General features: G+C 67.9%; 23 protein-coding genes and 1 pseudogene. 14 read left to right on the plus strand and 10 right to left on the minus strand.

Annotated elements, in window-relative coordinates:
* Positions 1–63 precede the first annotated feature (63 nt).
* Complete coding sequence (locus V5F89_RS07850) at positions 64–963, plus strand: sigma-70 family RNA polymerase sigma factor (protein WP_338447539.1); 900 nt, start codon at positions 64–66, stop codon at positions 961–963.
* A 71-nt stretch (positions 964–1,034) separates the two neighbouring features.
* Positions 1,035–1,379 (plus strand): hypothetical protein, encoded by a 345-nt coding sequence (locus tag V5F89_RS07855; protein ID WP_338445105.1) that lies wholly within the window; start codon positions 1,035–1,037, stop codon positions 1,377–1,379.
* Between the two features lie 145 nt (positions 1,380–1,524).
* On the opposite strand, the gene V5F89_RS07860 is transcribed toward V5F89_RS07855, so the two are convergent.
* Positions 1,525–2,229, minus strand: coding sequence for a hypothetical protein (locus V5F89_RS07860; RefSeq protein ID WP_338445106.1), 705 nt, complete (start codon positions 2,227–2,229; stop codon positions 1,525–1,527).
* A complete protein-coding gene (locus V5F89_RS07865) occupies positions 2,226–2,714 on the minus strand; it encodes an RNA polymerase sigma factor (protein ID WP_338447540.1) in 489 nt (162 codons plus the stop codon). Before V5F89_RS07865 ends, V5F89_RS07860 begins: the two co-directional genes overlap by 4 nt.
* An 83-nt stretch (positions 2,715–2,797) precedes the next feature.
* Here V5F89_RS07865 and V5F89_RS07870 point away from each other — a divergent pair, with 83 nt between their 5' ends.
* From V5F89_RS07870 to V5F89_RS07885, 4 genes are all read left to right on the plus strand, one after another.
* Positions 2,798–4,033 (plus strand): S8 family serine peptidase, encoded by a 1,236-nt coding sequence (locus V5F89_RS07870; RefSeq protein ID WP_338445107.1) that lies wholly within the window; start codon positions 2,798–2,800, stop codon positions 4,031–4,033.
* Between the two features lie 108 nt (positions 4,034–4,141).
* Positions 4,142–5,002 (plus strand): PRC-barrel domain-containing protein, encoded by an 861-nt coding sequence (locus V5F89_RS07875; protein ID WP_338445108.1) that lies wholly within the window; start codon positions 4,142–4,144, stop codon positions 5,000–5,002.
* 139 nt (positions 5,003–5,141) lie between these two features.
* Positions 5,142–5,873, plus strand: coding sequence for a cytochrome c oxidase assembly protein (locus tag V5F89_RS07880; protein ID WP_338445109.1), 732 nt, complete (start codon positions 5,142–5,144; stop codon positions 5,871–5,873).
* Positions 5,870–6,541 carry a cytochrome b gene (locus tag V5F89_RS07885; RefSeq protein ID WP_338445110.1) on the plus strand — a complete coding sequence of 224 codons (672 nt, stop codon included), beginning with the start codon at positions 5,870–5,872 and terminating at the stop codon, positions 6,539–6,541. The genes V5F89_RS07880 and V5F89_RS07885 overlap by 4 nt, the downstream gene beginning before the upstream one ends.
* A gap of 46 nt (positions 6,542–6,587) precedes the next feature.
* On the opposite strand, the pseudogene V5F89_RS07890 reads toward V5F89_RS07885, so the two are convergent.
* Positions 6,588–7,172, minus strand: a pseudogene (locus V5F89_RS07890) (c-type cytochrome); the annotation flags it as partial.
* 44 nt (positions 7,173–7,216) lie between these two features.
* On the opposite strand from V5F89_RS07890, the gene V5F89_RS07895 reads away from it, so the two are divergent.
* The 4 genes from V5F89_RS07895 to V5F89_RS07910 are packed head-to-tail and all read left to right on the plus strand — an operon-like array spanning position 7,217 to position 11,375.
* Positions 7,217–7,606 (plus strand): c-type cytochrome, encoded by a 390-nt coding sequence (locus tag V5F89_RS07895; RefSeq protein ID WP_338445111.1) that lies wholly within the window; start codon positions 7,217–7,219, stop codon positions 7,604–7,606.
* A complete protein-coding gene (locus V5F89_RS07900) occupies positions 7,599–8,549 on the plus strand; it encodes a cytochrome c oxidase subunit II (protein WP_338445112.1) in 951 nt (316 codons plus the stop codon). The genes V5F89_RS07895 and V5F89_RS07900 overlap by 8 nt, the downstream gene beginning before the upstream one ends.
* Entirely contained in the window at positions 8,546–11,086 is a 2,541-nt protein-coding gene (locus tag V5F89_RS07905) for a cbb3-type cytochrome c oxidase subunit I (protein WP_338445113.1), read from the plus strand. Before V5F89_RS07900 ends, V5F89_RS07905 begins: the two co-directional genes overlap by 4 nt.
* Before the next feature lie 7 nt (positions 11,087–11,093).
* Entirely contained in the window at positions 11,094–11,375 is a 282-nt protein-coding gene (locus tag V5F89_RS07910) for a hypothetical protein (protein WP_338445114.1), read from the plus strand.
* 67 nt (positions 11,376–11,442) lie between these two features.
* Here the strand turns inward: V5F89_RS07910 and V5F89_RS07915 are convergent, their stop codons facing one another.
* The 6 genes from V5F89_RS07915 to V5F89_RS07940 all read right to left on the minus strand — a co-directional run bounded on the left by V5F89_RS07915 (position 11,443) and on the right by V5F89_RS07940 (position 19,134).
* Complete coding sequence (locus tag V5F89_RS07915; RefSeq protein WP_338445115.1) at positions 11,443–12,486, minus strand: hypothetical protein; 1,044 nt, start codon at positions 12,484–12,486, stop codon at positions 11,443–11,445.
* A gap of 3 nt (positions 12,487–12,489) precedes the next feature.
* Complete coding sequence (locus tag V5F89_RS07920; protein WP_338445116.1) at positions 12,490–13,218, minus strand: hypothetical protein; 729 nt, start codon at positions 13,216–13,218, stop codon at positions 12,490–12,492.
* 48 nt (positions 13,219–13,266) lie between these two features.
* Complete coding sequence (locus V5F89_RS07925; protein ID WP_338445117.1) at positions 13,267–15,672, minus strand: membrane-bound PQQ-dependent dehydrogenase, glucose/quinate/shikimate family; 2,406 nt, start codon at positions 15,670–15,672, stop codon at positions 13,267–13,269.
* A 121-nt stretch (positions 15,673–15,793) separates the two neighbouring features.
* Entirely contained in the window at positions 15,794–16,963 is a 1,170-nt protein-coding gene (locus V5F89_RS07930) for an acyl-CoA dehydrogenase family protein (RefSeq protein ID WP_338445118.1), read from the minus strand.
* 16 nt (positions 16,964–16,979) lie between these two features.
* Complete coding sequence (locus tag V5F89_RS07935; RefSeq protein WP_338445119.1) at positions 16,980–17,849, minus strand: alpha/beta hydrolase; 870 nt, start codon at positions 17,847–17,849, stop codon at positions 16,980–16,982.
* A 16-nt stretch (positions 17,850–17,865) separates the two neighbouring features.
* Entirely contained in the window at positions 17,866–19,134 is a 1,269-nt protein-coding gene (locus V5F89_RS07940) for an acetyl-CoA C-acetyltransferase (RefSeq protein ID WP_338445120.1), read from the minus strand.
* Between the two features lie 101 nt (positions 19,135–19,235).
* On the opposite strand from V5F89_RS07940, the gene V5F89_RS07945 reads away from it, so the two are divergent.
* The 3 genes from V5F89_RS07945 to V5F89_RS07955 are packed head-to-tail and all read left to right on the plus strand — an operon-like array spanning position 19,236 to position 22,335.
* Positions 19,236–19,997: a crotonase/enoyl-CoA hydratase family protein gene (locus V5F89_RS07945; protein WP_338445121.1), complete on the plus strand. Its 762-nt coding sequence runs from the start codon at positions 19,236–19,238 to the stop codon at positions 19,995–19,997.
* 1 nt (position 19,998) lies between these two features.
* On the plus strand, positions 19,999–21,147 hold the full coding sequence (locus tag V5F89_RS07950; RefSeq protein ID WP_338445122.1) for a CaiB/BaiF CoA-transferase family protein: 1,149 nt from the start codon (positions 19,999–20,001) through the stop codon (positions 21,145–21,147).
* Positions 21,148–21,171: 24 nt separating this feature from the next.
* Complete coding sequence (locus tag V5F89_RS07955; RefSeq protein WP_338445123.1) at positions 21,172–22,335, plus strand: acyl-CoA dehydrogenase family protein; 1,164 nt, start codon at positions 21,172–21,174, stop codon at positions 22,333–22,335.
* Positions 22,336–22,377: 42 nt separating this feature from the next.
* On the opposite strand, the gene ribB is transcribed toward V5F89_RS07955, so the two are convergent.
* The gene (gene ribB / locus V5F89_RS07960; protein WP_338445124.1) at positions 22,378–23,658 is read right to left on the minus strand and encodes a 3,4-dihydroxy-2-butanone-4-phosphate synthase; all 1,281 of its coding nucleotides are present in this window, start codon (positions 23,656–23,658) and stop codon (positions 22,378–22,380) included.
* A 214-nt stretch (positions 23,659–23,872) separates the two neighbouring features.
* Here ribB and V5F89_RS07965 point away from each other — a divergent pair, with 214 nt between their 5' ends.
* Positions 23,873–24,547, plus strand: coding sequence for a response regulator transcription factor (locus tag V5F89_RS07965; protein WP_338445125.1), 675 nt, complete (start codon positions 23,873–23,875; stop codon positions 24,545–24,547).
* The last annotated feature ends 45 nt before the right edge of the window (positions 24,548–24,592 follow it).

A 24,592-nucleotide genomic window follows, 5' to 3' on the forward strand; every position in this document is an offset into this window, starting at 1 on the left:
CTGGAGGGCTCTGGGGCGGAGGCCGGGGCGGCCACTGGCGCGGACACCGGGGCCGGGGATCCGGTGGACGCGGCTGCGGTATTTCAGCCGCACCGTCCCATGCTGCTGCGCGTGGCCTACCGGATGCTCGGCTCGGTTGCCGATGCCGAGGACGTGGTGCAGGAATGCTTCATACGCTGGCTCGACACCGACCGCGCGCCGGTGCAGCGGCCCGAGGCGTTCCTGCGCCGCATCGTTACCCGGCTCTGCCTCGACCAGCTCAAGTCCGCGCGGCGCCGGCGGGAAACCTATGTCGGGCCGTGGCTTCCCGATCCGGTGATCGAGCCGGACGAGCCGGAGGACGTCACCCTGCCGCTCATGCTGGCTCTGGAGCGTCTGTCGCCGCTCGAACGGGCGGCGTTCCTGCTGCACGACGTCTTCGGCGAAAGCTACCAGGCGATTGCCGCGGTTCTGGAGCGCGATGCGGCGGCCTGCCGGCAGCTTGCCGCGCGCGCTCGTGCCCATGTCCGCGAGGCGCGCCCTCGCTTCGCGGTCGACCGCAGCAAGGGGCTGGCCATCGCGGAGGAGTTTTTCGCCGCTTCGCGCAGTGGGGATATCGCAGCGCTCGGCGCCTTGCTCGCCAGCGATGTCACCGTGCATTCCGACGGTGGCGGGAAACGCCCGGCCGCGATCGTGCCGGTGATCGGGCGGCAACAGGTTCTGCAATTGCACAAGGCGCTGGCGATCATTTTCGCCAAGCACCCGTCGCAACTGCTCGAAACCGCGGTGATCAACGGATTGCCCGGTTTCGTCACGCGCGAGAGCGACGGCGAGCTTCAGACGACCGCCTTCGAGATTGACGACGGGCGGATCGCGGCGATCTACGTCATGCGCAACCCGGACAAGCTGCGCCATCTCGACACCTGGCGGCGCGCTTCGGCCGGGCCGGGCGCACATGCAAATTTGCCGCCGAGGATGGATTAAACGGCGCGGGCCATTCGTTTCTCCGGCGAGCGGCCGCGCGAAGCGGTCCGCGCACCAAGGAGATGCCTTTCATGAATATCAAGTTTCTTCTCCCGCTGCTCGCGCTCGGCGCCGCCGGTGCGGCCACCGCCGCCATCCCGGCGCTCGCCGAGGAACGGCTCGCGCGCGCCGAAGAAGCGCGGATTCTGACCAGCCCGATCGCCGGCATCGAAAACGGCCTCTGGTTCGATTACCGCATCGACATCACCGAGGCGCAGGAGGAACTGGCGAGCGACCTGCGCCGGGCGAGCGATCTGGAGGACCGGCGCGACGCCTGGGAAGAATATGCCCGCGAACTGAAGCACGAGCGCGAGGATTATATCCACGACATGGCCAAGCGCGGCTATCGCCAGGGCAACGTCTATATCGACCGATAACACCGCTGCCTTTGCAGCGCTCCGTGCGCTGCGGGGAAGGGCCGTCCCCCCCGGCCCTTCCCCCTTTTTTTGGCGGCACAATCGCCTTTTTCTTGTCCGAAACTGCACGCGAACGCCCGGTCGAGCCACCGGCGGAGAGGTGCAATCAGCGCCAGCCGGCCGCGCGTGCCGCGGCTTCCGCTTCGGCATCGAGGGCCGGGCCTTGCGCCATTTCCTGCGCGCGCGCCAGTATGGAAGCCTCGTCGGCGCCGGCCATGCGATATTCGCTCTGCGCGCCGGCCGATCCCTCGCCCTGCGCTTCGATCCGCCAGCCCTGTTCGTCCCGGCAGGCGATTCCGCTGCCCTGCGTTCGGCTGAAGGCGCGGCAGAATTCGCCCTGCGCGTCGCGGAAGCTCAGGAGGATGCGCGTATCGGCGTCCGGTGCCTGTTCGGCGACCAGCGTGCTGTCCAGCGCCGCGGCGAGCGAGGCCCCGGCATAGGCGGGGTCCTCCTCCCCGCGGGGGAGGAACACGACCAGCGCGAGAGAGGCGGCGAGCGCAGGGCCGACGACCCAGCCCCAGCGGGGGACCGCGCGCCGTTCGCGGCGCCGCTCGCGCGCTGCCGCCAGATCGGCGACTTCGGCCTGCGGCGGCGCTTCGCCGGCCTGCAGCATTGCCGCCAGCCGATCGGGCACCGGTTCGTCGAGCATTGGCGCGAAATGGCCGGAAAGCCGGGCCCTGAGCGCGCGGTGCGCCTCGACCTCGCGGGCCAGTGCCGGATCCGTCTCCACCGCCGCGGCGACTTCGGCGGCGCGCGCTTCCGGCATTTCGCCGTCCGCGAAAGCGGCCAGTTCCTCGCGCGCGATGGTCATGATGCCTCTCCCAGCAGTTCGAGCAGCGCGTCGCGCCCGCGAACCAGGCGCGAATTCAGCGTCCCCACCGGGCAGCCGACGATCTCGGCCGCTTCCTTGTAGGCATAGCCTTCGACCATCACCAGCAGCACGGCTTCGCGCTGATCGGGCGGAAGCGACTGCATCGCGCGATCCACCATCGACAGCTCGACCGTCGATTCCTGGGCACCGTCGGCGCCGACCGCCAGGCCGGCTTCGTCCGCCACGAACGTCTGCCTGTGTCGCGTGGCGGCCCGGCCTTCGTCGATCCAGATATTGCGCATGATGCGATACACCCAACTGTCGAGCCGTGTGCCCTCCCGCCATTTCTGCCGGTTCGCCAAAGCGCGCTCGAGCGTCATCTGACAGAGATCGTCACCGTCCGCGGGGGTGCCGGCCAGCCCGGTCGCGAAGCGGCGCAACCGGGGTAGCAGGGCCAGCAAGTCCTTGTCGAACGATGCGCTCAGTGTCTCTGCCTTCCGTGGATTAAACGTGCGAAGCGATCCGTTTCATCCATGCTTAATCCGATTCAGGAGATAATTCACAGCCGATGCTCAGAATTTTCCTCATCTCGGCCGCGCTTTTTCTGCTCGCGGGTCCGCTCGCGGCGCAGATCGCGCTGCCGGGGGTGCAGGTTCCGCGCGTGGGCGATGTGGTCGGCCCCCTGACGGACGAGATCGATGCGCGGCTGGATCGCACGACCCGGCTTGCCACACGCCTGGCGCAGGACCGGCTGCGGGATATCGACCGGTTCGTGCGCCGTCACGATGATCTGGTGGAGCGCGACGCCAACGGCGATCCCGCGCGGCGCGGCGAACTGCTGGTGCTCGACGCCGACCGCGCGATGCTCGACCGCGCCCGGGCCGCCGGATACCGCGTCGTCGAAACGGGCGAGATCGGCGGGCTGGGCATTCCTTTCGCCCGGCTCGGCACGCCCGCGAAGAGCGACCTGGCGGAGGCAGAGCGCGATCTTGCGCGGCTGCTGCCCGATGCTACCGTTTCGGCCGATACGCTCTATTTCCAGTCGGGCGCCGCGACGCCCCCGCCGCTCCCGATGGCCAGCCGCGCGGCTGCCGCCGCCGGCGGGCAGGGCGCGGGCGTGCCGGTGGGCGTGATCGACGGCGCCCCGGGCAAGGCCGTGCCGGTTGCCGCCGTCCGCGGCTTCGCGGAAGGCGCGCCGATCGCCAGCAACCACGGCAGCGCGGTCGCCTCGCTGCTCGCTTCCGCCGGGGCCGGGCCGATCCATGTGGCCGACGTCTACGGCACCGACAAGGCCGGGGGGAACGCGCTCGCGATCGCCCGCGGCCTGGGGTGGCTGACCGGGCAGGGCAGCCGGGTGGTCGTCGTCAGCCTGGTCGGACCGAACAATCCCGTGCTCCGGCGTGCGGTCGACGCTGCGCGGGCGAAAGGCGTGGTGGTCGTGGCCGCGGTCGGAAACGGCGGACCGGCCGCGCCGCTGGCCTATCCCGCAAGCTACGACGGGGTCGTCTCCGTCACCGCGGTCGACCGTCGGCGCCGCGCATTGATCGAGGCGGGGCGCGCGCGCGATCTCGACTATGCCGCCCCCGGGGCGGACGTTTTCGGGCTGAACGCGAAGGGCAAGCGTGTCCGCCTGCGCGGAACCTCCTTCGCCACCCCGCTGGCCGCCGCGCGCGTCGCGCGCGCTCTGCCAGCGGGCCCGAACTGGCGCGCCGTGCTCGACGAGGAGGCGATCGATCTCGGGCGCAAGGGGCGCGACGACACGTTCGGCCGCGGCCTCCTGTGCGCCGGGTGCCGCGGATACTGAGCCGCTTTTTTCGCCGCCGGCGGATTAAAGCATCGGGCCGGTTCGTTTTCCTTTCGAAGCGGGTGCCACCTGTCATTCCGGTGCCCGCCGAAAGGAAAGGAAGTCATCATGAAAAAGCTTCTTCTTGCCGCTTCGGCTCTCTCGTTCATGGCCGTGCCCCAGGCGCAGGCCCAGCTGCTTTCGGGCAGCGGTATCGGCCAGGTGACCGGCTCCATCGGTTCCCCGCTCGACACGGTTCGCAGCCTGCCCGGCGAAACCCTGCGCTCCACCGTGCGCGGCGAAGCGCGCGGAGAGGCCCGCGGCGAAGCCCGCACGCGCGGCAGCCAGAGGGTCGATCGCCGTTCGGGCCGGGTTTCGGCCGATCGTTCGATCGATACCGATGTCACCGCGGCGACGAGCGATTTGCTCGAAACGCCGCTGGGTTCCACCCGCGGCTCGGCCTCGGGCAATGCCGCCGCGTCGGGCTCGGGCCGCGCGGAAGCGCAGCTCGTCGGCACGGACGCCGTGGGCGCCGTTGCCGGTGAAGGCGTCCAGCAGGTGCGCGGCGGTGTCGCCGCCGTCCGCAATGTCGCCGTGCCCGCCGCGACCGGGGCGCGCGATAGCGCAACCGGCGTCGCGGGCCAGGCCATGGGCGCTGCCAGCGCGGCCGGGTCGGCCAGCGGCAGCGGTTCCGCCGCGGGCGAGGGTTCGGCGAACGGCCTTGGCGGCGTGTTCGCAGCCGCCGGCAGCGCGGCCGCCGCGGGCGAAGGCGCCTTCGCGGTCGCGCCCGGGATGCCGGTCGTCGCGCCGGACGGTGCGACAGTCGGCACGGTGAGCCAGGTGGTGAGCGATTCGCGCGGCCGGGTCGAGCAGGTGATCGTCGAGACGCGGGGCCGCGATCTCGCGATTCCCGCCGGCAACCTCGCCGCCGGTGCCGATGCGCTGGTGATCGCGCAGGGCGCGGGTTCGGTCGCCGCCACCGACGACTGAGCGCGCGGATAGACACGGGCCTATCGGGGCGGCCGGGTCCACCACCCGGCCGCCCTTCGCTTGCCCGGCCGACGTGCCCGGCCGGCGGGGCCGGAAATTCGTTCGGACCCTCTTTGCCGGCCGTGCGTTCACCCCTGCGATGGCTGTGTCTCCTCCCGCGTGGCATCCCTATTGCGGCGTTGCGCCGGTGCCCGACGCATGGTGGGCAAGCTGGAACCCCGATCCCGTGCTGTTCGCCGCGATCGGCCTGGCCGGCGTCGTATGGTGGCGTCGCAACGGCCGCGACCGGGCGACCCGCAAGCCGGCAGCCGCGGCGCTGGCCGTCATGCTGCTGCTGTTCGTCACGCCGCTCTGCGCCCTGAGTTCGGCCCTCTTCACCGCGCGCGTGGTGCATCACGTTCTGCTGGCGACCCTGCTGGCGCCGCTGCTGGTGGCCGCGTTCGATATCCGCCGCGTGCCCGGATCGCTGGCCGCATGGACCGCGATCCAGGCGCTCGTCTTCTGGGCCTGGCATCTGCCGGCGGCCTATTCCGCCGCGCTCTCCAGCGATGCGGTGTTCTGGGCGATGCAGCTTTCGATTACGCTTAGCGCCGCGCTCTGGTGGGCGAAAGTGCTTCGTGCCGAGGCGGGCGCCGCCGTCCTCTCGTTGCTCGCGACAATGGTGCAGATGGGCCTTCTCGGCGCGATCCTCACATTCGCGGGTCGCGCCTATTATGCACCGCACTGGCTGACGACACAGCCCTGGGGGCTTTCGCCGATGGAGGACCAGCAGATCGCCGGCATCGTCATGTGGGCGCCGGCATCGGCGATCTACCTGCTTTGCGCCCTGGCGATCCTCTACCGCTCGTTCGCGGCAGAACCGGCCCGATGATCCGCGCCCTGCGCGACTGGGCGGACCGGTACCGCAGCCGGGGCAAATATACGCCCGTCGGGGTGGCGTTCCACTGGCTCATGGCCGGCGTCGTGCTCTACCAGCTGTTCACCGGCTGGATGATGCAGCGCAACCTGGCCGGCGCGGACAAGCTGGAGGCCTATGCCGATCACAGCCAGATCGGCCTGACGCTGCTGCTGTTCGGCGTCTTGCGCCTGACCTGGCGGCTGATGGTGCCCGGGCCGATCAACGACGCGGACCAGCCGGGCTGGCGCGCCGATGCGGCCCATGCCATTCATGCCGCATTCTACGCCCTGTTCGTGATTGTCCCGATTTCGGGATGGATCATGTGGTCGGCGATTCAGCCCGCCCGCCCGCTCTATCTTGCGGGAATTGTTCCCGTCCCCGCCATGCCGTTCCAGACGCTCGACGTCGAATGGCAATATCGGCTGCTCGACATGGCGGAGGACGTGCATGTCGTCGGCATCGTCGCGCTCACCCTGCTCGTTCCGGCGCACGCGGCGGCGGCGATCAAGCACCATTTCTGGGATCGGGACGACGTGTTCGAGGGCATGTTGCCGGAAGTCCCCGACGATTACGGCCATCCGTCAGGGCCGCGCTATAGTCCGAAAGAGGCGCCAGCTCGCGCTCGTGCAGACGATGGCTGATACGGATCATCGCGCCCAGCGGGTCGCCGTAACGCTTGCCTGTACGCCACAGGCGCAGCTGGCGTTCGAGGTAGCGGGCGGGCTGGCCGGCAAGCGGCGGATTGCCGTGGCCGACGCCGCGCCCGTCGTCGCCGTGGCAACTGGCGCACGAGGGCAGGCCGCGATCGGGATCGCCCCGGTGATAGAGCGCGACGATGTCCGGCGTGCAGCTGCGGGGCGGGGGCTCCGCACTGTCCCCTTCCTCCTGCGGCGGGACGGGGAGGGCGGCGTAATATTCGCCCAGCAATACCCGGGCCCTGTTATCGAGCCTCCCGGCGATCCATTGCATGTGCGGGTCGCGCCGCTGCCCGCTGTCGTAGAATTCGAGCTGGCGCACGATATAGCCCGCGTCGAGCCCCGCGAGCCGCGGAACGAGCGTGCCGTCGCCTGCGCCGTCGAGGCCGTGGCAGGTGACGCAGGCCCCCGCCGGGCCGGCCGCACCCCCGCTCAGCGACAGAAGTTCGCCGCTGGCCTCGAACGCGCTGGGTTGCGGCGCGACGTTGTCGCAGGCCGCAATCCCCGCCGCCGCCGCGATGACGATCACTCTGGCGAGGGCGCTGTTGACGGCGAAAACCATGCCATCCGGGAACATGCGCCGGGCCGCGCGGTTCCCATTGGCATGCGGGGCGGCGTGGCATGAGAACTGTCGAACGGGTATTGGGACACGCCGCGGCACTCGCCTGCGCAGTCACCCTGGCCGCGTGCAAGCAGCCGCCGGGATCGCGCTATACTTTCGATTCCTCCGTGCGCGAACACGGGCGCAAGGTGATCGAGCGGGCGGGGTGCGCCGCTTGCCACGAAATTCCCGGAATCGACTGGCCCGAAGGGCGCACCGGCCCGTCTCTCGCGGGATTCGACGATATCGGCCCGATCGCGGGCGCGCTGCCCAACACGCCGGCCAATCTCGCCCGCTTCGTGCGCGACGCGCCGTCGGCAAAGCTTGGATCGACAATGCCGCCCATGCCGATTTCGGCCGAGGAAGCCCACGCCGTGGCGGCTTATCTCTACGGGCTCGACGGTGATTGAGGCGCTCTGGGGATGGCCGCCGCCGGTGTTCGATCCGGCCGGGCCCTATGCCTCCAGCGTGACCACGCTGGCCTGGGTCCTGCTCGCGATGGGGCTGGCGGTGACCGCGATCGTCGTCGCCGCGCTGTGGATCGCGCTGCGCGGCCCCGCTTCGCTGAAGCGGAAGCTGGGCGGCGAAAAGACCGTGTGGATCGGCGGCGTGGCTTTCCCGGCCGTGGTTCTGACCGCGTTGCTGATCTGGGGCCTGACGCTCACCGCCGCGCTGACCGAGGACATAACGGGCGATGAGATGCGCGTGCGCGTGACGGGGGAGATGTGGTGGTTCCGCGTCGAATATCTTGATCGCGAAGGCAATGTCGTGGTGGCCGACGCGAACGAGCTGCACCTGCCGGTGGGCAAGCCGGTGGTGATCGAGCTGCAATCGGCCGACGTGATCCACAGTTTCTGGGTCCCCCACCTTTCGGGCAAGAAGGACATGATCCCCGGGCGCACGACGCTGCTCAGGGTGCAGGCCGACCGGGCCGGCCGCTTCGGCGGCGTGTGCGCCGAATATTGCGGCGGCCCGCACGCGCTGATGGGCTTCGTCGCGATCGCGCACGAGGAGGGCGAATACCGCACCTGGCTTGCCGGCCGGGCGCGGCGGCAGGCGGCCCCGGCTCTGCCCGGCGCCAGCGCGGGTCGCCGGCTGTTCATGGACAGCGGCTGCGCGGCCTGCCACCGCGTTGCGGGAACCGAGGCCACCGGCCTGGCAGGCCCGGACCTGACCCATGTGGGCAGCCGCGAGACGCTGGGCGCCGGTATCCTGCCCAACAACCGCGGCACGATGATCGGCTGGATCGGCGACAGCCAGTCGATCAAGCCGGGCAATCGCATGCCCAGCTACGACATGCTTTCGGCCGACGAGCTGGAGGCTATCGCAATCTGGCTCGAGCAGCAGAAATGAAGTCCGAAACCGGCTTCGACCACGATCTCTATCGGCTGTTTCCCACCCATCGTCCACGCCCCGAAGGCGAAGTGGAGGAGCTGGAGCGGATCTGGGACAATCCGAAGGGCTGGGGCCTGCTGACGGTCGTCAATAACAATTACATCGGGTTTTTCTACGTCGCGACGGCGTTTCTGTTTTTCCTGCTGGCGGGGATTCTTGCGCTGGGTATGCGGGTGCAGCTGGCCGCGCCGCTGCAGGAATTTCTGCCGCAGGAAACCTACAACCAGTTCTTCACCATGCACGGCACGGTGATGATGTTCCTGTTCGCGGTGCCGATGGTGGAAGCGATCGGCATCATGCTGCTGCCGCAGATGCTGGCCGCGCGCGACCTGCCGTTCCCGCGCCTTTCGGCCTATGCCTTCTGGGCCTATTTCGTCGGCGGCTTGTGCTTCTTCGCCTCGCTCTTCGTCGGCCTTGCACCCGATGGCGGGTGGTTCATGTATCCGCCGCTGACCTCGATCGCCTACAGCCCCGGGATCAACACCGATTTCTGGCTGCTGGGGATCGGCTTTATCGAAATCAGCGCGATCGCCGGCGCGATCGAGATCATCGTCGGCGTCCTGCGCACGCGCGCGCCGGGCATGACGCTGGACCGGATGCCGATGTTCGCCTGGGCGATGCTGGTGTTCGCCGTGATGATCGTGATCGCTTTCCCCAGCGTGATCCTGGGCACGCTGCTGCTGGAGCTGGAGCGGGCCTTCAACTGGCCGTTCTTCGATCCGACGCGCGGCGGCGATCCGCTGTTGTGGCCGCACCTGTTCTGGTTCTTCGGCCACCCGGAAGTCTACATCATCTTCCTGCCCGCCGCCGGGTTGATGAGCATGATGGTGGCCACCGTCGCGCGGACCCCGCTGGTCGGCTATCGCCTCAACGTCCTGGCGCTGGTGGCGACCGGGTTCATCAGCTTCGGCGTCTGGGCGCACCATATGTTCACGACCGACATGCCGCGCGTGTCGGCCGGCTATTTCAGCGCGGCGAGCATGGCCGTCAGCCTGCCCGCCGGAATTCAGGTGTTCTGCTGGATCGCCACGCTTGCAGCGGGCAGGATACGCTGGTCGGTTCCCGCGCTGTTCGTGGTCGGCTCCATCCTCATTTTCGTGATGGGCGGGCTGACCGGGGTGATGGTCGGCATGGTGCCGTTCGACTGGCAGGTCCACGATACCTACTTCATTGTCGCACACCTCCATTATGTGCTGCTGGGCGGCATGGTCTTCCCGATGTTCGCCGCGTTCTATCACTGGAACGGGATGACCAGCCGCAATCCGCTCAGCGAGCGGCTGGGGCGATGGGTCTTCTGGCTGATGTTCACCGGCCTCCATATCACTTTCCTGCCGATGCACCTGACCGGGTTCATGGGCATGCCCCGCCGCGTCTATACTTATCTGCCCGACCGCGGGCTGGACCTGCTGAACCTGGTTTCGACGCTCGGCGCCTTCACGATCGCCGCCGGGGTCCTGCTGTTCCTGTTCGACCTGGCGCGCAATTTCCGCTTCACGACCGATCACGACGCGGGCAATGTCTACGGCGGCGGGACGCTGGAATGGCTGCCGACGGGGATGTATTCGACCCGCTCGATTCCCCTCGTGAAAAGCCGCGAGCCGCTGTGGGACGATCCGGCGATCTGCGACGACGTGGCCGCGGGCAGATATTTTCTGCCCAACAGCGTTACCGGCCTGCGCGAAACGATCATCACCTCGCCGGTCAATGCCGAGCCGCAATACCTCCAGCTCATGCCCGGGCCTTCGCCCTGGCCGGTCGGGGCGGCTGCGTTCACGGCATTCTTCTTCCTGTCGCTGACCGTGCAGGCCTATGCCTTCGCCTGGTTCAGCGGGGTGGTGGCGACGGTCTGCGTGCTGCGCTGGCTGTGGGAAACCGACCGGCCGATCGGGCAGAAGAGCGCAGACATCGGCGCGGGGATCATCGTGCCGATCGCCATTACCGGCCCGCACAGCCACGGCTGGTGGGCGCTGAACACCCTGATCGTGGTCATGGGCATGATCGCGGTGATGGGCGGTTTCAGCTATCTCTACCTCTACGGCATTCACCCGGAGGTCTGGATCGACGCGCCGCCGCTGCACCAGACATTGCTGGTTGCGGGGTTGCTGGTTGCCGCGATGGCGCTGGCCTGGGCGGCTCGCCGCCTGCTGGCCCGCCACGAAGCGGGCGTGTTCCCGGGGCAGGGGCCCTGGCTGACCGCGGCCGCCAGCGCGCTCGTGACGACGGGTGCACTCTATCTCGACGTGTCGGGGTGGCAGGCGGCGGGCCTTGCTCCGGCGGCCAGCGGGCAAGGGGCTACCGTTTTCGCAATGCTCGCCTATCAGGGATGCCTGGCCGCGGTCGGCATCGTCATGGCGCTCTATCTCGGGTTGCGCAGCGGCCGCGGGCTGCTGACCACGCCGACGAACGTGACCATGGACGTGGTCGGGCGGTTCCTGTTCTACGCCGCCGCACAGGGCCTGGCGCTGAGCCTTCTCATGCGGCTGATCCCGGGGTGACGATCGCATGAACCCGCATTTCGACAATCGGCTCGACTGGATCGCCCTGGGCGGCGCCTTCACGGTGTGGACCGCGCATTTCATGGCGGCATGGTCGATCGGTTCGATCCTTCCCGGGCGCCCGATCGTCCTGTGGCTGACACTCGCGATAACGATAGCCGCGCTGGCGGCGCTTGCCGGCCTGTGGCGCTGGCGCCGCGTTCGCTCCCCGGTTTCGGTGGCCGGCCTGGCGATCGCGCTCGCCGCGCTGGGCGTGCTCTACGACTTCCTGCCCGCCCTGATGGCCTGACGCCGGTTTCCCGATACCGAGTTCAGGGTGACCATCTTTCAAAGATGCAAACGCCTTTCTCATCATACTAGCCCGAAAGGATTCCGCTCAGGATTGCGGTTATCCCTGCGGCGTAGACCACCAGGACCGCGATACTGTCGTATCCCATGCGCAGCCGTGCCTTGTCGCGCCTTTCGACCAGCCCGATCATTATCAGCGCGGTGAGAAGGACACCGATCAACGCCATCGTCATCGATGCCCGGTCCACCTGCTGCAACACCGGCGGCCCTCCGTCGAGCACGTCGATCAGCAGGATCAGGACGACGTCGAACATGTTGCCGCCGAGAATGTCGCCGATCGCCAGTTCCGCCCGGCGCAGCCGCACGGCGGCGATCGCCGTGCTCAGTTCGGGCAGCGACGTCGCCACCGCGAGCAGGGTCAGGCCGACGATACCGGTATCGGTGCCGGTCTGCTCCGCAAGGCCTTCGGCAGAGAGGGTCACCACGGTCCCGCCGGCGAAGATGGCGAGGGCGGCAAGCGCTACGGCCAGCCCCAGCCGTGCATTGCCGATTTCTGGCCGGTCGAGCGCCTGCCTTTCCACCCGCGATTCCGTTGCAGGGACCCAACCGCCCGCAGCCACTTCGCGGTTGAGCTGCGACAGGCAGATGGCATAGACCACTGCGATCAGAACGGGAAAGAAGCCCACGCTGCCCAGGGGCAGCTCCCAGTCGCCGATCATCACCCCGATTGCCGCCAGGACCAGCAGCACGATGCTGATCCCGGCGTTGAGAATGGTGCGCGTGCCGGGCACCATGCTGGTCAGCGCACTCTTGCCGACGAACAGGTCGGCCAGCGCGATTACCACGACCTGGAAAGCGATGCCGCCCAGCAGATTGTTGACCGCCATCGCCGGGTTGCCCGACAGCGTGGCGACCGTGGTGGTGGAAATTTCCGGCAGCGAGGTGATCGCCCCGAGCAGGAGCACGCCGATCACCGCCTGTTCGATCCCCGATCGGTGCGAAACCTCGTCGGCATAGCGCGCGAGCCGCGCCCCGGCGAACCAGACGATGGCGGCTCCGGCCAGGAACAGCATGGCCAGCCATCCGATCGGGAGCGCGGTCAAATCGGGCATCGATCACCCTCCCAGGTAAGCCGACATGAACAGCAGAAGCACGAAGCCGGCGGCGAATGCCGGGCTCGAAACCTTGCGCGCCGTGCCGGGGGCGTCGGCTTCGGGCACGAGATCCTCTATCGTGGCGGTCAGCAGCAGGCCGGCGAACAGGGCGAGGACGAACCCGGTCAGTGCCTCGCTCGCATCCTCCAGCACCAGAAAGCCGCCCAACGCGCCGGCGATCGGTGCGACCGGAAAGGCCAGGGCCGCGATCAGGCGCTTGCGCCGGGCGACGTGGTTGGAGCGCAGGGCGGCGGCAATCGCGAAGCCGCCCGGCAAGTTGCCGAGGACCTGCGAGGCCGCGAGCAGGAGGCCGAGTTCGGCCGCGACCGCGCCGCCGCCGCCGGTCATCAGGCCGTCGGTAAACAGGTCGACCGCGATCGCGGTGTAGGCGCCCCACACGAACGAACCCGAATGGCGCGCCTTGCCCTGGAAACGGCGGCTCAACCGGACCAACACGACCGAGACGACGGCGCCGACGAGGATCGCGATCGCCATGGCCCAGATGGTGCTGCGCTCCTGGGCGCGGGGCACGAGTTCGATCGCGGCGACGGCGGTGGCGATCCCTGCCGCCATGTGCAGCGCGGCCCCGGTCAGCCACGGCGGCGGCTTGCGCCATTCCGCCAGACCGAAGCCGAACAGACTGCCCGCTGCGGGCAACAGGGCGAGGAGAAGCACGGTCGCCAGAGTCATTCCGGTGCTCTCTCGCCCTCTGCGCGCGCGGCGACGGGACGGACGAGCCTACTCGCGCGGAAGGGCATAGGCGACCAGTTCGTCGCCGACGGGCGTTTCCATGAAGTGGTGCCCGCCGGCCATGATGACCACGTATTGCCGGCCGTTCGCCTCGTACGTCATCGGCGTGGCCTGGCCGCCGGCGGGCAGGACATCCTGCCACAGGGTTTCGCCGGTGCGCAGGTCGATCGCGCGGAACAGGTTGTCCGTCGCCGCGGCGATGAAGATCAGCCCGCTGGCGGTGACGACGCTGCCGCCGTTGTTGGGCGTCCCGATATCCAGCGGCAGCATGGACGGTATGCCGAAGGGGCCGTTGCGTCGGGCCGTGCCGAACGGCCGGTCCCAGATCGTCTCGCCCGTGCGCAAGTCGATCGCGCGGATGCCGCCATAGGGCGGCTCCTTGCACAGCAGGCCGGTGAAGGGCAGGCGCCAGCCGGCGTTGACGTCGATCGCGTAGGGCGCGCCCATCTGCGGGTCGCCCGCGCCTTCCGCGCCGCCGCTCATCGCGCCGCCGCGTGCCTCCCCGCGCGGCGCCCAACCTTTCTCGTTCGCTTCGGCGCGGGGGACGAGGCGGTTGTAGTTCGGCATGTCGTTGTAGTTGGCCACGATCACGCCGTGCCGCGGGTCGATGGCGATACCGCCCCAGTCCGAACCGCCGTTGTAGCCCGGGTACTGGACCCAGCGCCGGTCCGCCGTCGGCGGCGTGTACATCCCGTCATAGGCGGCGCGGCGGAACTGGATGCGGCAGGCGAGCTGGTCGAGCGGCGACATGCCCCACATGTCGCGCTCCTCCAGCCGCGGCTGCGCGAGCGTATGAAACAGCGAAAAAGGCTGGGTCGCGGCGCGCTCTTCCGGCTCGACGCCGCCCTGGGCGACGGGGCGCTCCTCGGCCCGCGAGATCAGCCGGCCGTCGCGGCGGTCGAGAATGTAGATGTCGCCCTGCTTGCTGGCGAGGACGACGGCGGGGATTCCTCCGGGCAGATCGATCAGCGTCGGCTGCGAGCCGAGATCGTAGTCCCACACGTCCTTGTGCACGGTCTGGAAATGCCAGCGCGGCCGCCCGGTTTCGGCGTCGAGCGCGACCAGCGCGGTGGCATATTCGTTTTCCGCCGCGCTGCGCGCCCCGCTCCAGTAATCGCCCGCCGAATTTCCCATTGGCAGGTAGACAAGGCCGAGTTCCTCGTCGGCGGAGGCCATCGTCCACATGTTGGGCGTGCCGCGGGTGTACGTCGCGTCGCCTTCGGGGCGCCCCTGGCGATCGGGCGCGCCCAGGTCCCAGGCCCAGGCCAGCTCGCCGGTAACCGCGTCGAACGCCTGGATCACGCCCGAGGGTGCATCCAGCTTCTGCCCGTCGAGCACCTGATGGCCGGTAACGATATTGCCGCGCACGACGACCGGGGGCGAAGTGATCGACACCATGCCCGGCACCACCGGCCCCATGCCCTCGGTAATATCGACCGAGCCACCGTCGCCGAAATCGAGGCAGGGGCGGCCGGTGCGCGCGTCCACCGCGACGATCCGGGCATCGAGCGTGCCCTCGATAATCCGGCGCGCGCACGGTGCATCGGGATCGCCCTCGCTCGCCTCGTGATAGGCAACCCCGCGACAGGCGGCGGTATAGGGAATCCAGTCGTCCGACACGCCCGGATCGTGGCGCCAGCGCTCACGGCCGCTCGCGGCGTCGAGCGCGATCAGGATGTTCGTCGCGGAACACAGGTACAACGTGTCGCCGATCTTGAGCGGGGTGGTCTCCGCGCCATAGCTGTTGTCGTTCATATCGGCGGGAAGATCGCCGGTGTGCGCGACCCAGGCCCGTTCGAGGCGACCGACATTGTCCGGCGTGATCTGGGCGAGCGTGGAATAGCGCTGCGCATCGGCCGTGCCGCCATAGGCGCGCCATTCGCTCCCGGCGGCCTGGAACCCGCCCGCCGCGGCGAAGTCTGCCCGGGGAAGGGGGCGGGTCGTCCTCTCCCCGGCCTGCGCGACGAGGAAGAAACCGCCGGCCACAAGCGCGAGGCACCCCGCCGCCAGGGCGCCGGCCCCGGCCCATCCGAACGGGCGCCGCTGCATCAGCGGCGCGACGAGGATGACCAGGACCATCAGCACGGCCGGGCCGACGATGCGCGGCACCAGCGCCCAGCCGTCCAGCCCCGATTCCCACAGCGCCCAGGCGACCGTGGCCAGGAATGCCAGCGTATAGAGCGCGATGCCGGCGACGCGGCCGCGGGCGATCAGGATGCCGCTGACGCCGACGGCAAGGCCGGCCAGCAGGTAGTAGATCGATCCGCCGAGCGCGGCGAGCCAGGCTCCGCCGGCGAAAAGCGCAAGGCCGATCAGCGCGAGCAGGATGCCCAGTGCGATTGCTGCCCAGCGGCGGGGGCCGCCGCTTCCCGTGGCGGTCGAAACGTCGTCCATCGTTCGCATCCTCCATGCTTCGGGAGGTCTGCGCACGGTCGGGCCGGTTCCGGGTCTTGCCGCCGCACGCCCTCGCTAAGGGTAATGTGCGTTGGGGAACGCGGTTCCGCGAACCGGGGGATCAGTAGCTGCGCGGCATCCCCAGAACGTGCTCGGCCAGATAGGACAGGATCAGGTTGGTGGAGATCGGGGCCACCTGGTAGAGGCGCGTTTCGCGGAACTTGCGCTCTATGTCGTATTCTTCCGCGAAGCCGAAGCCGCCGTGGGTCTGGATGCAGGCGTTGCCGGCTTCGACCGAGGCGTCGGCGGCGAGCATCTTGGCCATGTTCGCCTCCGCCCCCATCGGCTTGCCCGCTTCGTAAAGCCGCGCGGCCTCCTGCACCATCAGTTCCGCCGCGCGCATATTGGCGTAAGCGCGGGCGATGGGGAACGAAATGCCCTGGTTCGCCCCTATGGCGCGCCCGAACACCTTTCGCTCGCCGGCATAGGCCGCGGCCTTGGCGATGAACCACTTGGCATCGCCGACGCATTCGGCCGCGATCAGCGTGCGCTCGGCATTCATGCCCGACAGGATGTAGCGGAAGCCCTTGCCTTCCTCGCCCACCAGCGCGCTCGCGGGAATGCGCATATTGTCGAAGAAGACCTCGGTCGTCGCGTGGTTCATCATCGTGCGGATCGGGCGGATCGTCAGCGACTTGCCCGCGACCTCGCGCATGTCGACGATGAAGGTCGAAAGCCCTTCGGTCTTCTTCGCCACCTGCTCGCGCGGGGTCGTGCGCGCAAGCAGCAGCATCAGGTCCGAATGCTCGGCCCGGCTGGTCCAGATCTTCTGCCCGTTGACGACGTATTCGTCCCCCTCGCGCACCGCCGTGGTGCGCAGCGCGGTCGTGTCGGTGCCGCTGGTCGGCTCGGTGACGCCGAAGGCCTGGAGCCGCAGCTCGCCGCTGGCGATCCGGGGCAGGTATTCGCGCTTCTGCTCCTCCGACCCGTGCCGCAGGATCGTGCCCATGATGTACATCTGGGCGTGGCAGGCCCCGCCGTTGCACCCTTCCGCCTGGATCGTCTCGAGGATCGCGGCTGCCGCGGACAGGCCCAGGCCGGAGCCGCCGTATTCCTCCGGGATCAGGACGGACAGCCAGCCCGCCTCTGTCAGCGCGCGCACGAATTCGGTCGGATATTCGCGCGCGGCATCGAGCTTGCGCCAGTATTCCCCGGGAAACTGCGTGCAGAGCCGGCGCACGCCTTCGCGGATTTCGGGGAAATCTTCGCTGTCGCGGGGGCTCAGGTCCATACCGGTTCGCGCGCGGTCACAGGAACGCGCGCAGTTCCTCCAGGAAATCCGGGAAGCGGTCGTGGTGGACCCAGTGCCCGGCGTTGTCGTAGGCGCTGACGGTCGCATTGCGGAAATGGCGAATGCGCCCGTCCTTTTCGGGATTGGAGGCCCAGCTGTCGTTGCCGTAGATCAGGCGCGTGGGGCATTCGATCCGGTTCCACAACGCCTCGAGCTGCGGATAGGTCATGTCCTCGGGCGGCCAGGCATGCAGGTGCGGATCGAACTTCCAGCTGAACGTGCCGTCCTCGTTACGCATGACGGCATGCTGGGTGAGGTGCAGCGCCTGCTCTTTCGACAGATAGCTGTTCGCCTCGTGCATGCGGCTCAGCGCGTCATCGAACGTGGCATAGCGGCGCGGCTGGCGGGCTGCCGCCTCACGCTTCTTGTCGAAATATTCGCCCCAGATCGCTTCCGGCCCCATCGCCTCGCGCTCTGCCTGCCGTTCGGGGGAAAAGCCGAGGCCTTCGATCGCGACGATCTTGCGGACTTTGTCCGGGTAAAGCCCGGTGAAACGCAGCGCCACGTTGCCGCCCAGCGAATGGGCGACGATCGTTACCGGAGCGAGATCGTTGAGCACGACGAGCTGGGCGAGGTCGAAGACATAACCCATGACCGGGTAATAGCCCGTCCGGCTCCACCCGCTGTCGCCGTGGCCGCGCAAATCGGGGCAGATCACGTGCCAGTCGTCGCGCAGCGCCTTGGCCGTCCAGTCCCAGCTGCGGCAATGGTCGCGCCCGCCGTGGAGCAGGATCAGCGGCGGCGCCTCGGGATTGCCCCAGTCGGCGTAGTGAAGCTTGGTGCGCTGCGAGATGTAGCTGCGCGATACGGGTCCGATCAGGTCCATGGGCAGGTCGCTATCCTCAATCGACGAAATCGTCGACCCGTTCGATCACGACGGCCGGCGCCATTCCGCCCGCCGCGCACATTGTGACGAGGGCATAGCGGCCGCCCGTCCGCTCCAGCTCGTCGAGCGCGGTGCCGATCAGGATCGATCCGGTTGCACCGATCGGGTGGCCCAGCGCAATCGCGCCGCCGTTCACGTTCACTTTGTCTTCCGGCAGGTCGAGATCGCGAATGAACTTCGCCGCCACGACGGCAAAGGCCTCGTTGATTTCCCACAGGTCGATATCGTCCTTGGAGAGGCCGGCCTTGGCGAGCACTTTCTTTGCAGCGGGAACGGGTGCGTTGAGCATCAAGGTGGGGTCGTCGCCCTGGTTGGCGGTCGCGACGATCCGCGCGCGCGGCTTCAGCCCATGGGCCTGCGCATACTCCTTGCCGGCAAGCAATACGGCGGCGGCGCCATCGACCACGCCCGAACTGTTGCCGGCATGGTGGAAGTGGCGAATTTCCAGATCGGGGTATTTCTGGTTGATGAGCCCGGCGAATGTCGTGCCATCGGCATCCAGCGGGGTTCGGGCGATCTTCTCGAAACTCGGCTGCAGTTCGGCCAGCCCCTCTGCCGTGGTCTGCGGGCGGGGGAATTCCTCACGGTCGAGGACGACGTTGCCGTCGGCGTCGGTCACGGCGACGAGCGACTTGTCGAACCGCCCCTCCTCGATCGCGCGCGCGGCGTTGCGCTGGCTGCGCAGGGCAAGCGCGTCGAGTTCCTCGCGGGTGAAGCCCTCCATCGTCGCGATCGCATCGCCGCAGACGCCCTGGTGGCTTTGCGGGTGCACCTCGCGCAGCCGCTCGTTGCCCGAACCCATGCCCAGCGGCATGATCCCCGCTTGCATCTCCTCCTGCATCGAGCTGGCGGTATAGCTCATCATCTCGGTCCCGCCGGCGACGACGAGGTCGGCCATGCCGCTCATCACTTGCGCTGCCGCGAGGTTCACGCTGGTGATCCCGCCGCCGCAGAACCGGTCGAGCGTCATGCCCGAAGACGTGACGTCGTAGCCGGCGTCGAGCGCGGCCATGCGCCCCAGGTCGCCGCCCTGCTTGCCCTTCTGCGTGCTGGTCGACCAGATCACGTCGTCGACGTCCCTGGTGTCGAGCGCGTTGCGCTTCGCGATCGCCGCAAGCACGGTGGCGGCGAGGTGTTGCGGGTGCATATGCGCCAGCGCGCCTTTGCCGACTTTGCCAATGCCCCGGGGTGTGCGCACCGCATCGATGATATAGGCCTCTGGCATCGCGGCAATCTCTCCTCTCTTGGCGGAATCGGGTTGACGCATGCGTAAGGCTTGGTCAGCAAGGGCACAAGAACAGTTTCGATAAGAAATGGAGTGAGAGGATGAGCGAGGAGATCCTGACGGAGGTGCGCGAGGGCGTGCTGATCGTCACCATCAACCGGCCCGACGCCAAGAACGCGATGAACAAGGCCGCGGCCGAAGGCATCGCGGCAGCGATGGACCGGCTCGACGCGGAAGACGACCTGCGCGTCGGCGTGCTGACCGGGGCGGGCGGCACGTTCTGCTCCGGCATGGACCTCAAAGGGTTCCTGCGCGGCGAATCGCCGATGATCGAGGGGCGCGGGTTCGGCGGTGTCGTCCAGGCTCCGCCGAAGAAGCCGCTGATCGCCGCGGTCGAAGGATATGCGCTGGCCGGCGGCCTGGAACTGATGATCGCCTGCGACCTCGTCGTGGCCGGCGCCGATGCGCAATTCGGCATTCCCGAGGTGAAGCGCGGGCTGGTCGCGGCCGCCGGCGGGGTGATGATGCTGCCCGATCAGATCCCCGAACGGATCGCGATGGAACTGGCGCTCACCGGCGATTTCATCGATGCCGCGCGCGCTTACGAGCTGGGTCTGATCAACCGGGTGGCGGAGGGCAGCGCACTCGACGCCGCGCTCGAACTTGCGGGCCGGATCGCCGCGAACGGTCCGCTTGCGGTGCGCGTTTCGAAGCAGATCGTGCGCGAATCGCGGGCCTGGCCGATGGACGAGCGTTACGACCGCCAGGCTGCCCTGATCGGGCCGGTCTTCGTGAGCGAGGATGCGCGCGAGGGCGCGGCTGCATTCGCGGAAAAGCGCAAGCCGAACTGGAAGGGCAAATAGCGTGGCCGGCCCACTGACCGGCCTGCGCATCGTCGAATTCGCCGGAATCGGCCCCGGACCGTTCTGCGGCATGATGCTTGCCGACCACGGCGCCGAAGTCATTCGGATCGATCGCCCCACCGGCTCGCGCGGCGGATCGCAGCCGGTGACCCGCAAGGACGTGCTGGCCCGCGGACGCAAGTCGATCGCGCTCGACCTGAAGAGCGAGGAGGGCGTCGCCCTTGCTCGGCGCATCTGCGCGAGCGCGGATGGATTGATCGAGGGGTTCCGTCCCGGGGTGATGGAGCGCCTGGGGCTGGGGCCGGACGAGCTGCTCGGCGACAATCCGAAGCTGGTCTATGGTCGCATGACGGGCTGGGGCCAGACCGGCCCCTATGCACCTTATGCGGGGCACGACATCAATTATATCGCGCTTGCCGGCGCACTGGCGCATTTCGGTCGCGCGGGCGAGAAGCCGACTCCGCCGATCAACATGGTCGGCGACTTCGGCGGGGGCGGCATGATGCTTGCCTTCGGCATGGTCGCCGCGCTGCTCAACGTCGCGCGCGGCGGGGAAGGGCAGGTTATCGATGCGGCGATGACCGATGGCACCGCGGTGCTCATGGGCATGATCCACGGGATGAAGAACTCGGGCGTGTGGTCGGAAGACCTCGGCGCCAACATGCTCGACACCGGCGCGCACTTCTACGACACATATGAGACGAGGGACGGCAAGTTCGTCTCCATCGGCAGCATCGAGCCGCAGTTCTACGCTGAGCTGCGCCGCATCCTCGGGCTGGAGGAAGATCGCGACTTCGACGCCCAGCACGACCGGGCGAAGTGGGACATGCTCAAGGACAAGCTCGCCGCGCTGTTCAAAACGAAGACCCGCGACGAGTGGGACGCGCTGATGGAGCATACCGACGCCTGCTACGCCCCGGTCCTGACCATGAGCGAGGCAGCGCGCCATCCGCATAACGTGGCGCGCCGGGCGTTCGTGGAGGTCGACGGCGACATCCAGCCGGCGCCCGCCCCGCGCTATTCGCGCACCGCGCCCGATTCGCCCCCGGCTGCCCCGCTGCCGGGCGACGACAGCGACGCGATCCTGCAATCGCTTGGCCTCGATGCCGCTGAAATCGCCGCCTTGCGCGACAGCGGCGCCGTCGTCTGACCGTTTCGAGAGGAGACACCGCCAATGCCCGTTATCGACGTTCCCGATCCCGAATTCATGCGGGACGAGGAGATTGCCGTGTTCCGCGACGCGGTCGGCAAGTTCTTCGATCAGCACGCGCCGGCCAAGCGGGTCGAAAGCTGGCGCGAGAACGGCCAGGTGGACCGCGAATTCTGGCGCGAAGCCGGCGCGGCGGGAATCCTGGGCATGACCGTGCCGGAAGAATACGGCGGCCACGGGGGCGATTTCCGGCACGACCTCGTCGTTCTCGACCAGCAGGCGGCCAAGGATGTCGATGGCTTCGCCAGTTCGCTCCACAATGTCATCATCCTGCCCTACATCGTGCGCCACGGCACCGAGGAGCAGAAGAAGCGCTGGCTGCCGCGCCTCGTTTCGGGCGAGCTGATCAGCGCGATCGCGATGACCGAGCCAGGGGTCGGCTCCGACCTCCAGAACGTTGCCACTACGGCGGTGAAGGACGGCAACGGCTATCGCATCAACGGCGCCAAGACATTCATCTCCAGCGGCCAGCTGGCGAACTTCATCGTCGTCGTCGCCAAGACCGATCCCAACGAGCGGGCCAAGGGCATCAGTCTCCTGTGCCTCGAAACCGAAGGGGCGGAGGGGTTCCGCCGGGGCAAGAAGCTGGACAAGGTCGGCATGGACGCGGCGGACACCAGCGAGCTGTTCTTCGACGATGTCTTCGTGCCGGCCGACAATGTCCTGGGCGGGCAGGAAGGCCGCGGCTTCTATCAACTGATGGGCGAACTGCCGCAGGAGCGGCTGGTGATCGCGGTCGGTGCGATGAGCACGATCGAAAAGGCGCTCGATACAACCGTCGAATACGTCAAGCAGCGCAAGGCCTTCGGCCAGACGATCTGGGACTTTCAGAACACCCAGTTCGTTCTCGCCGACCTCAAGGCGCGCGGGACCGCGGCGAAGGTTTTCCTGAACGACTGCATCGCCAAGCTGCTACGCGGCGAGCTGGACGTGACCACTGCCTCCATCGCCAAGTACTGGCTCACCGAACTGCAGGGCGAGGTGGTCGACAAGTGCCTCCAGCTCCACGGGGGCTGGGGCTACATCAACGAATATCCGATCGCGAAGATGTTCCGCGACAGCCGCGTCACGCGGATCTTCGGCGGATCGAACGAAATCATGCAAATGCTGATTGCACGCTCGATGTGATCCCGCGCCGGTCCAGGCTCTGCAGGGGCGCGAACGGATATCTCAATCCGGTATCGGTTCGCGCCCCACGACTCTGAGGCCATAGCCTTCCAGGCCGACCACTGTCCGCTCGCTGTCCGACAGCAGGACCATCTCGCTCACGCCGCGATCGACCAGGATCTGCGCCCCGATGCCGTAGTCGCGCAGTTCGCCGTCGGGGTGGGGGTGACGTCCGATTTCCGCCTGCAACATTTCCGGGCGGTCGGGCATGATGACGACGATCAGGCCGGCCCCCCGCTCGCCGATTGCAGCCATCGACCGCTGGAGCTGGCGCTTGCGCGCGCCCGACTGGCCCAGCACGTCGTCGAAAATCGAGATCGCGTGCATCCGCACCAGCGTAGGCTGCTCGGGATCGACGTGCCCCTTCTGCAGCACGACATGCGTCGCGCCGGACACTTTGCTGCGATAGGTCATTGCGCGCCATTCGCCGCCATAATCGGAATGGAGCGTGCTTTCGCTGACCTGTTCCACCAGATGATCGTGGCGCAGGCGGTAGGCGATGAGGTCGCGGATCGTGCCGATCTTCAGATCGTGACGACGCGCGAAGGCGATCAGATCGTCCATTCGCGCCATCGTGCCGTCTTCGTTCATGATCTCGCAGATCACGCCCGAAGGATTGAGCCCGGCCAGGCGGGAGATGTCCACGGCGGCTTCGGTATGGCCGGCGCGAACCAGGACCCCGCCGTCGCGCGCGACCAGCGGGAATACGTGGCCGGGACTGACGATGTCTTCCGGTCCCTTGCCGGCATCGATCGCCACCGAAATGGTGCGCGCCCGGTCCGCCGCCGAAATGCCGGTGGTCACCCCCTCGCGCGCCTCGATCGAAACGGTGAAGGCGGTCTGCATCGATTCGCGATTGTTCCTGCTCATCGGCTCGAGGCCCAGGCGCTCCACCCGCTTGCGATCGAGCGACAGGCAGATCAGGCCCTTGCCGTGCGTCGCCATGAAATTGATCGCCGCAGGGGTGGCCATCTGGGCGGGGATGACGAGGTCACCCTCGTTCTCGCGATCTTCGTCGTCGACCAGCACGAACATGCGCCCGTTGCGCGCTTCGTCGATAATTTCCTCGATCGTGGCAAGGACCGGCCGGTCATCGTTGTCGCGCAGGAAGGCCGCCAGCTTGTCGAGCGTTTCGGAAGTCGGATTCCAGCTTTCCTCGCCGCAGTCGCGCAGGGTATTGGCATGAAGCCCCGCGGCGCGCGCCACGCCCGCTCGAGACATATTTCCCGAAGAAACCAGATCCTGGATCTTCTGCTTGATCGACTTTGCGCTGAGATCGGTCATGGCCTGCAGGTACACATCGTTGTGTGATTCCGCAAGAGACGGGCAACATTACAATGTGAATGGCGGGTGGATTCCTGCGATGGCTGGGGTGGCCACATGGGGCCGGGGCGGGTCGACCGAGCACAAGGACTTTCGGTTCGAAACGACAAGGATATGTCACCAACCCGTCACAAGAGCGCGGCAACCCGTTCCCAAACAAAGGGGACAGCCGGGCGTGGGCGTCATCAATATATTTCTGACGGCTGACATTGCCGACACGATCGAGGAGCTTGAGCACGACGGAACGCGCTTCGTCTTCGCGCGATTGCATCCCGATGGGCCGCACCAGCTTCTGGAAGGTCCGATGTGGGCTTTCGTCGACTGGGTGATGGACGACCTCGCCGGGCTGGAGATGTGCCGCCGGCTCCGCGCGGATGCTCGCACGGCCGACGCGCACATTACCATGGTGCTCGAGAACGACGATATTGAGGATCGGCGGCGCGCGCTGCGTGCCGGGGCGGACGATTACATGGTCGGACCGCTCGACCGCACGACAGTGCTCGACCGCGTTCTGGCATTGCAGTCGCACCAGCAGCGCCGCCATTCGTCGCAGCGGCTCGAAATCGGAGACCTGACCATCGACATGGCCGCCTTGCAGGCGCGGTGGGCCGGGCGCCCGATCCAGTTGCGGCCCAATGAATTCCGGTTGCTGCGCTTTTTTGCGGAGAACCCCAACCAGGTCCTCTCCCGCACCGAGCTGATCGCCGGGCTGGGCAAACTGGAACCGCCGATCGACGAGCGCACCGTCGATGTCTGGATCGGGCGTCTCAGGCGGGCGCTTCGTGCGGCTGGAGCAAACAGTCCGTTACGCACCGTCCGTTCGCTGGGCTACGTCTACGACGCCCCTTGACGAAAAAAGGCCGCTCCCGAAGGAGCGGCCTTTCCACTGCGAGGC

Origin of the sequence: Pelagerythrobacter marensis (assembly GCF_036700095.1) — a bacterium.
Classification (GTDB): domain Bacteria; phylum Pseudomonadota; class Alphaproteobacteria; order Sphingomonadales; family Sphingomonadaceae; genus Pelagerythrobacter; species Pelagerythrobacter marensis_A.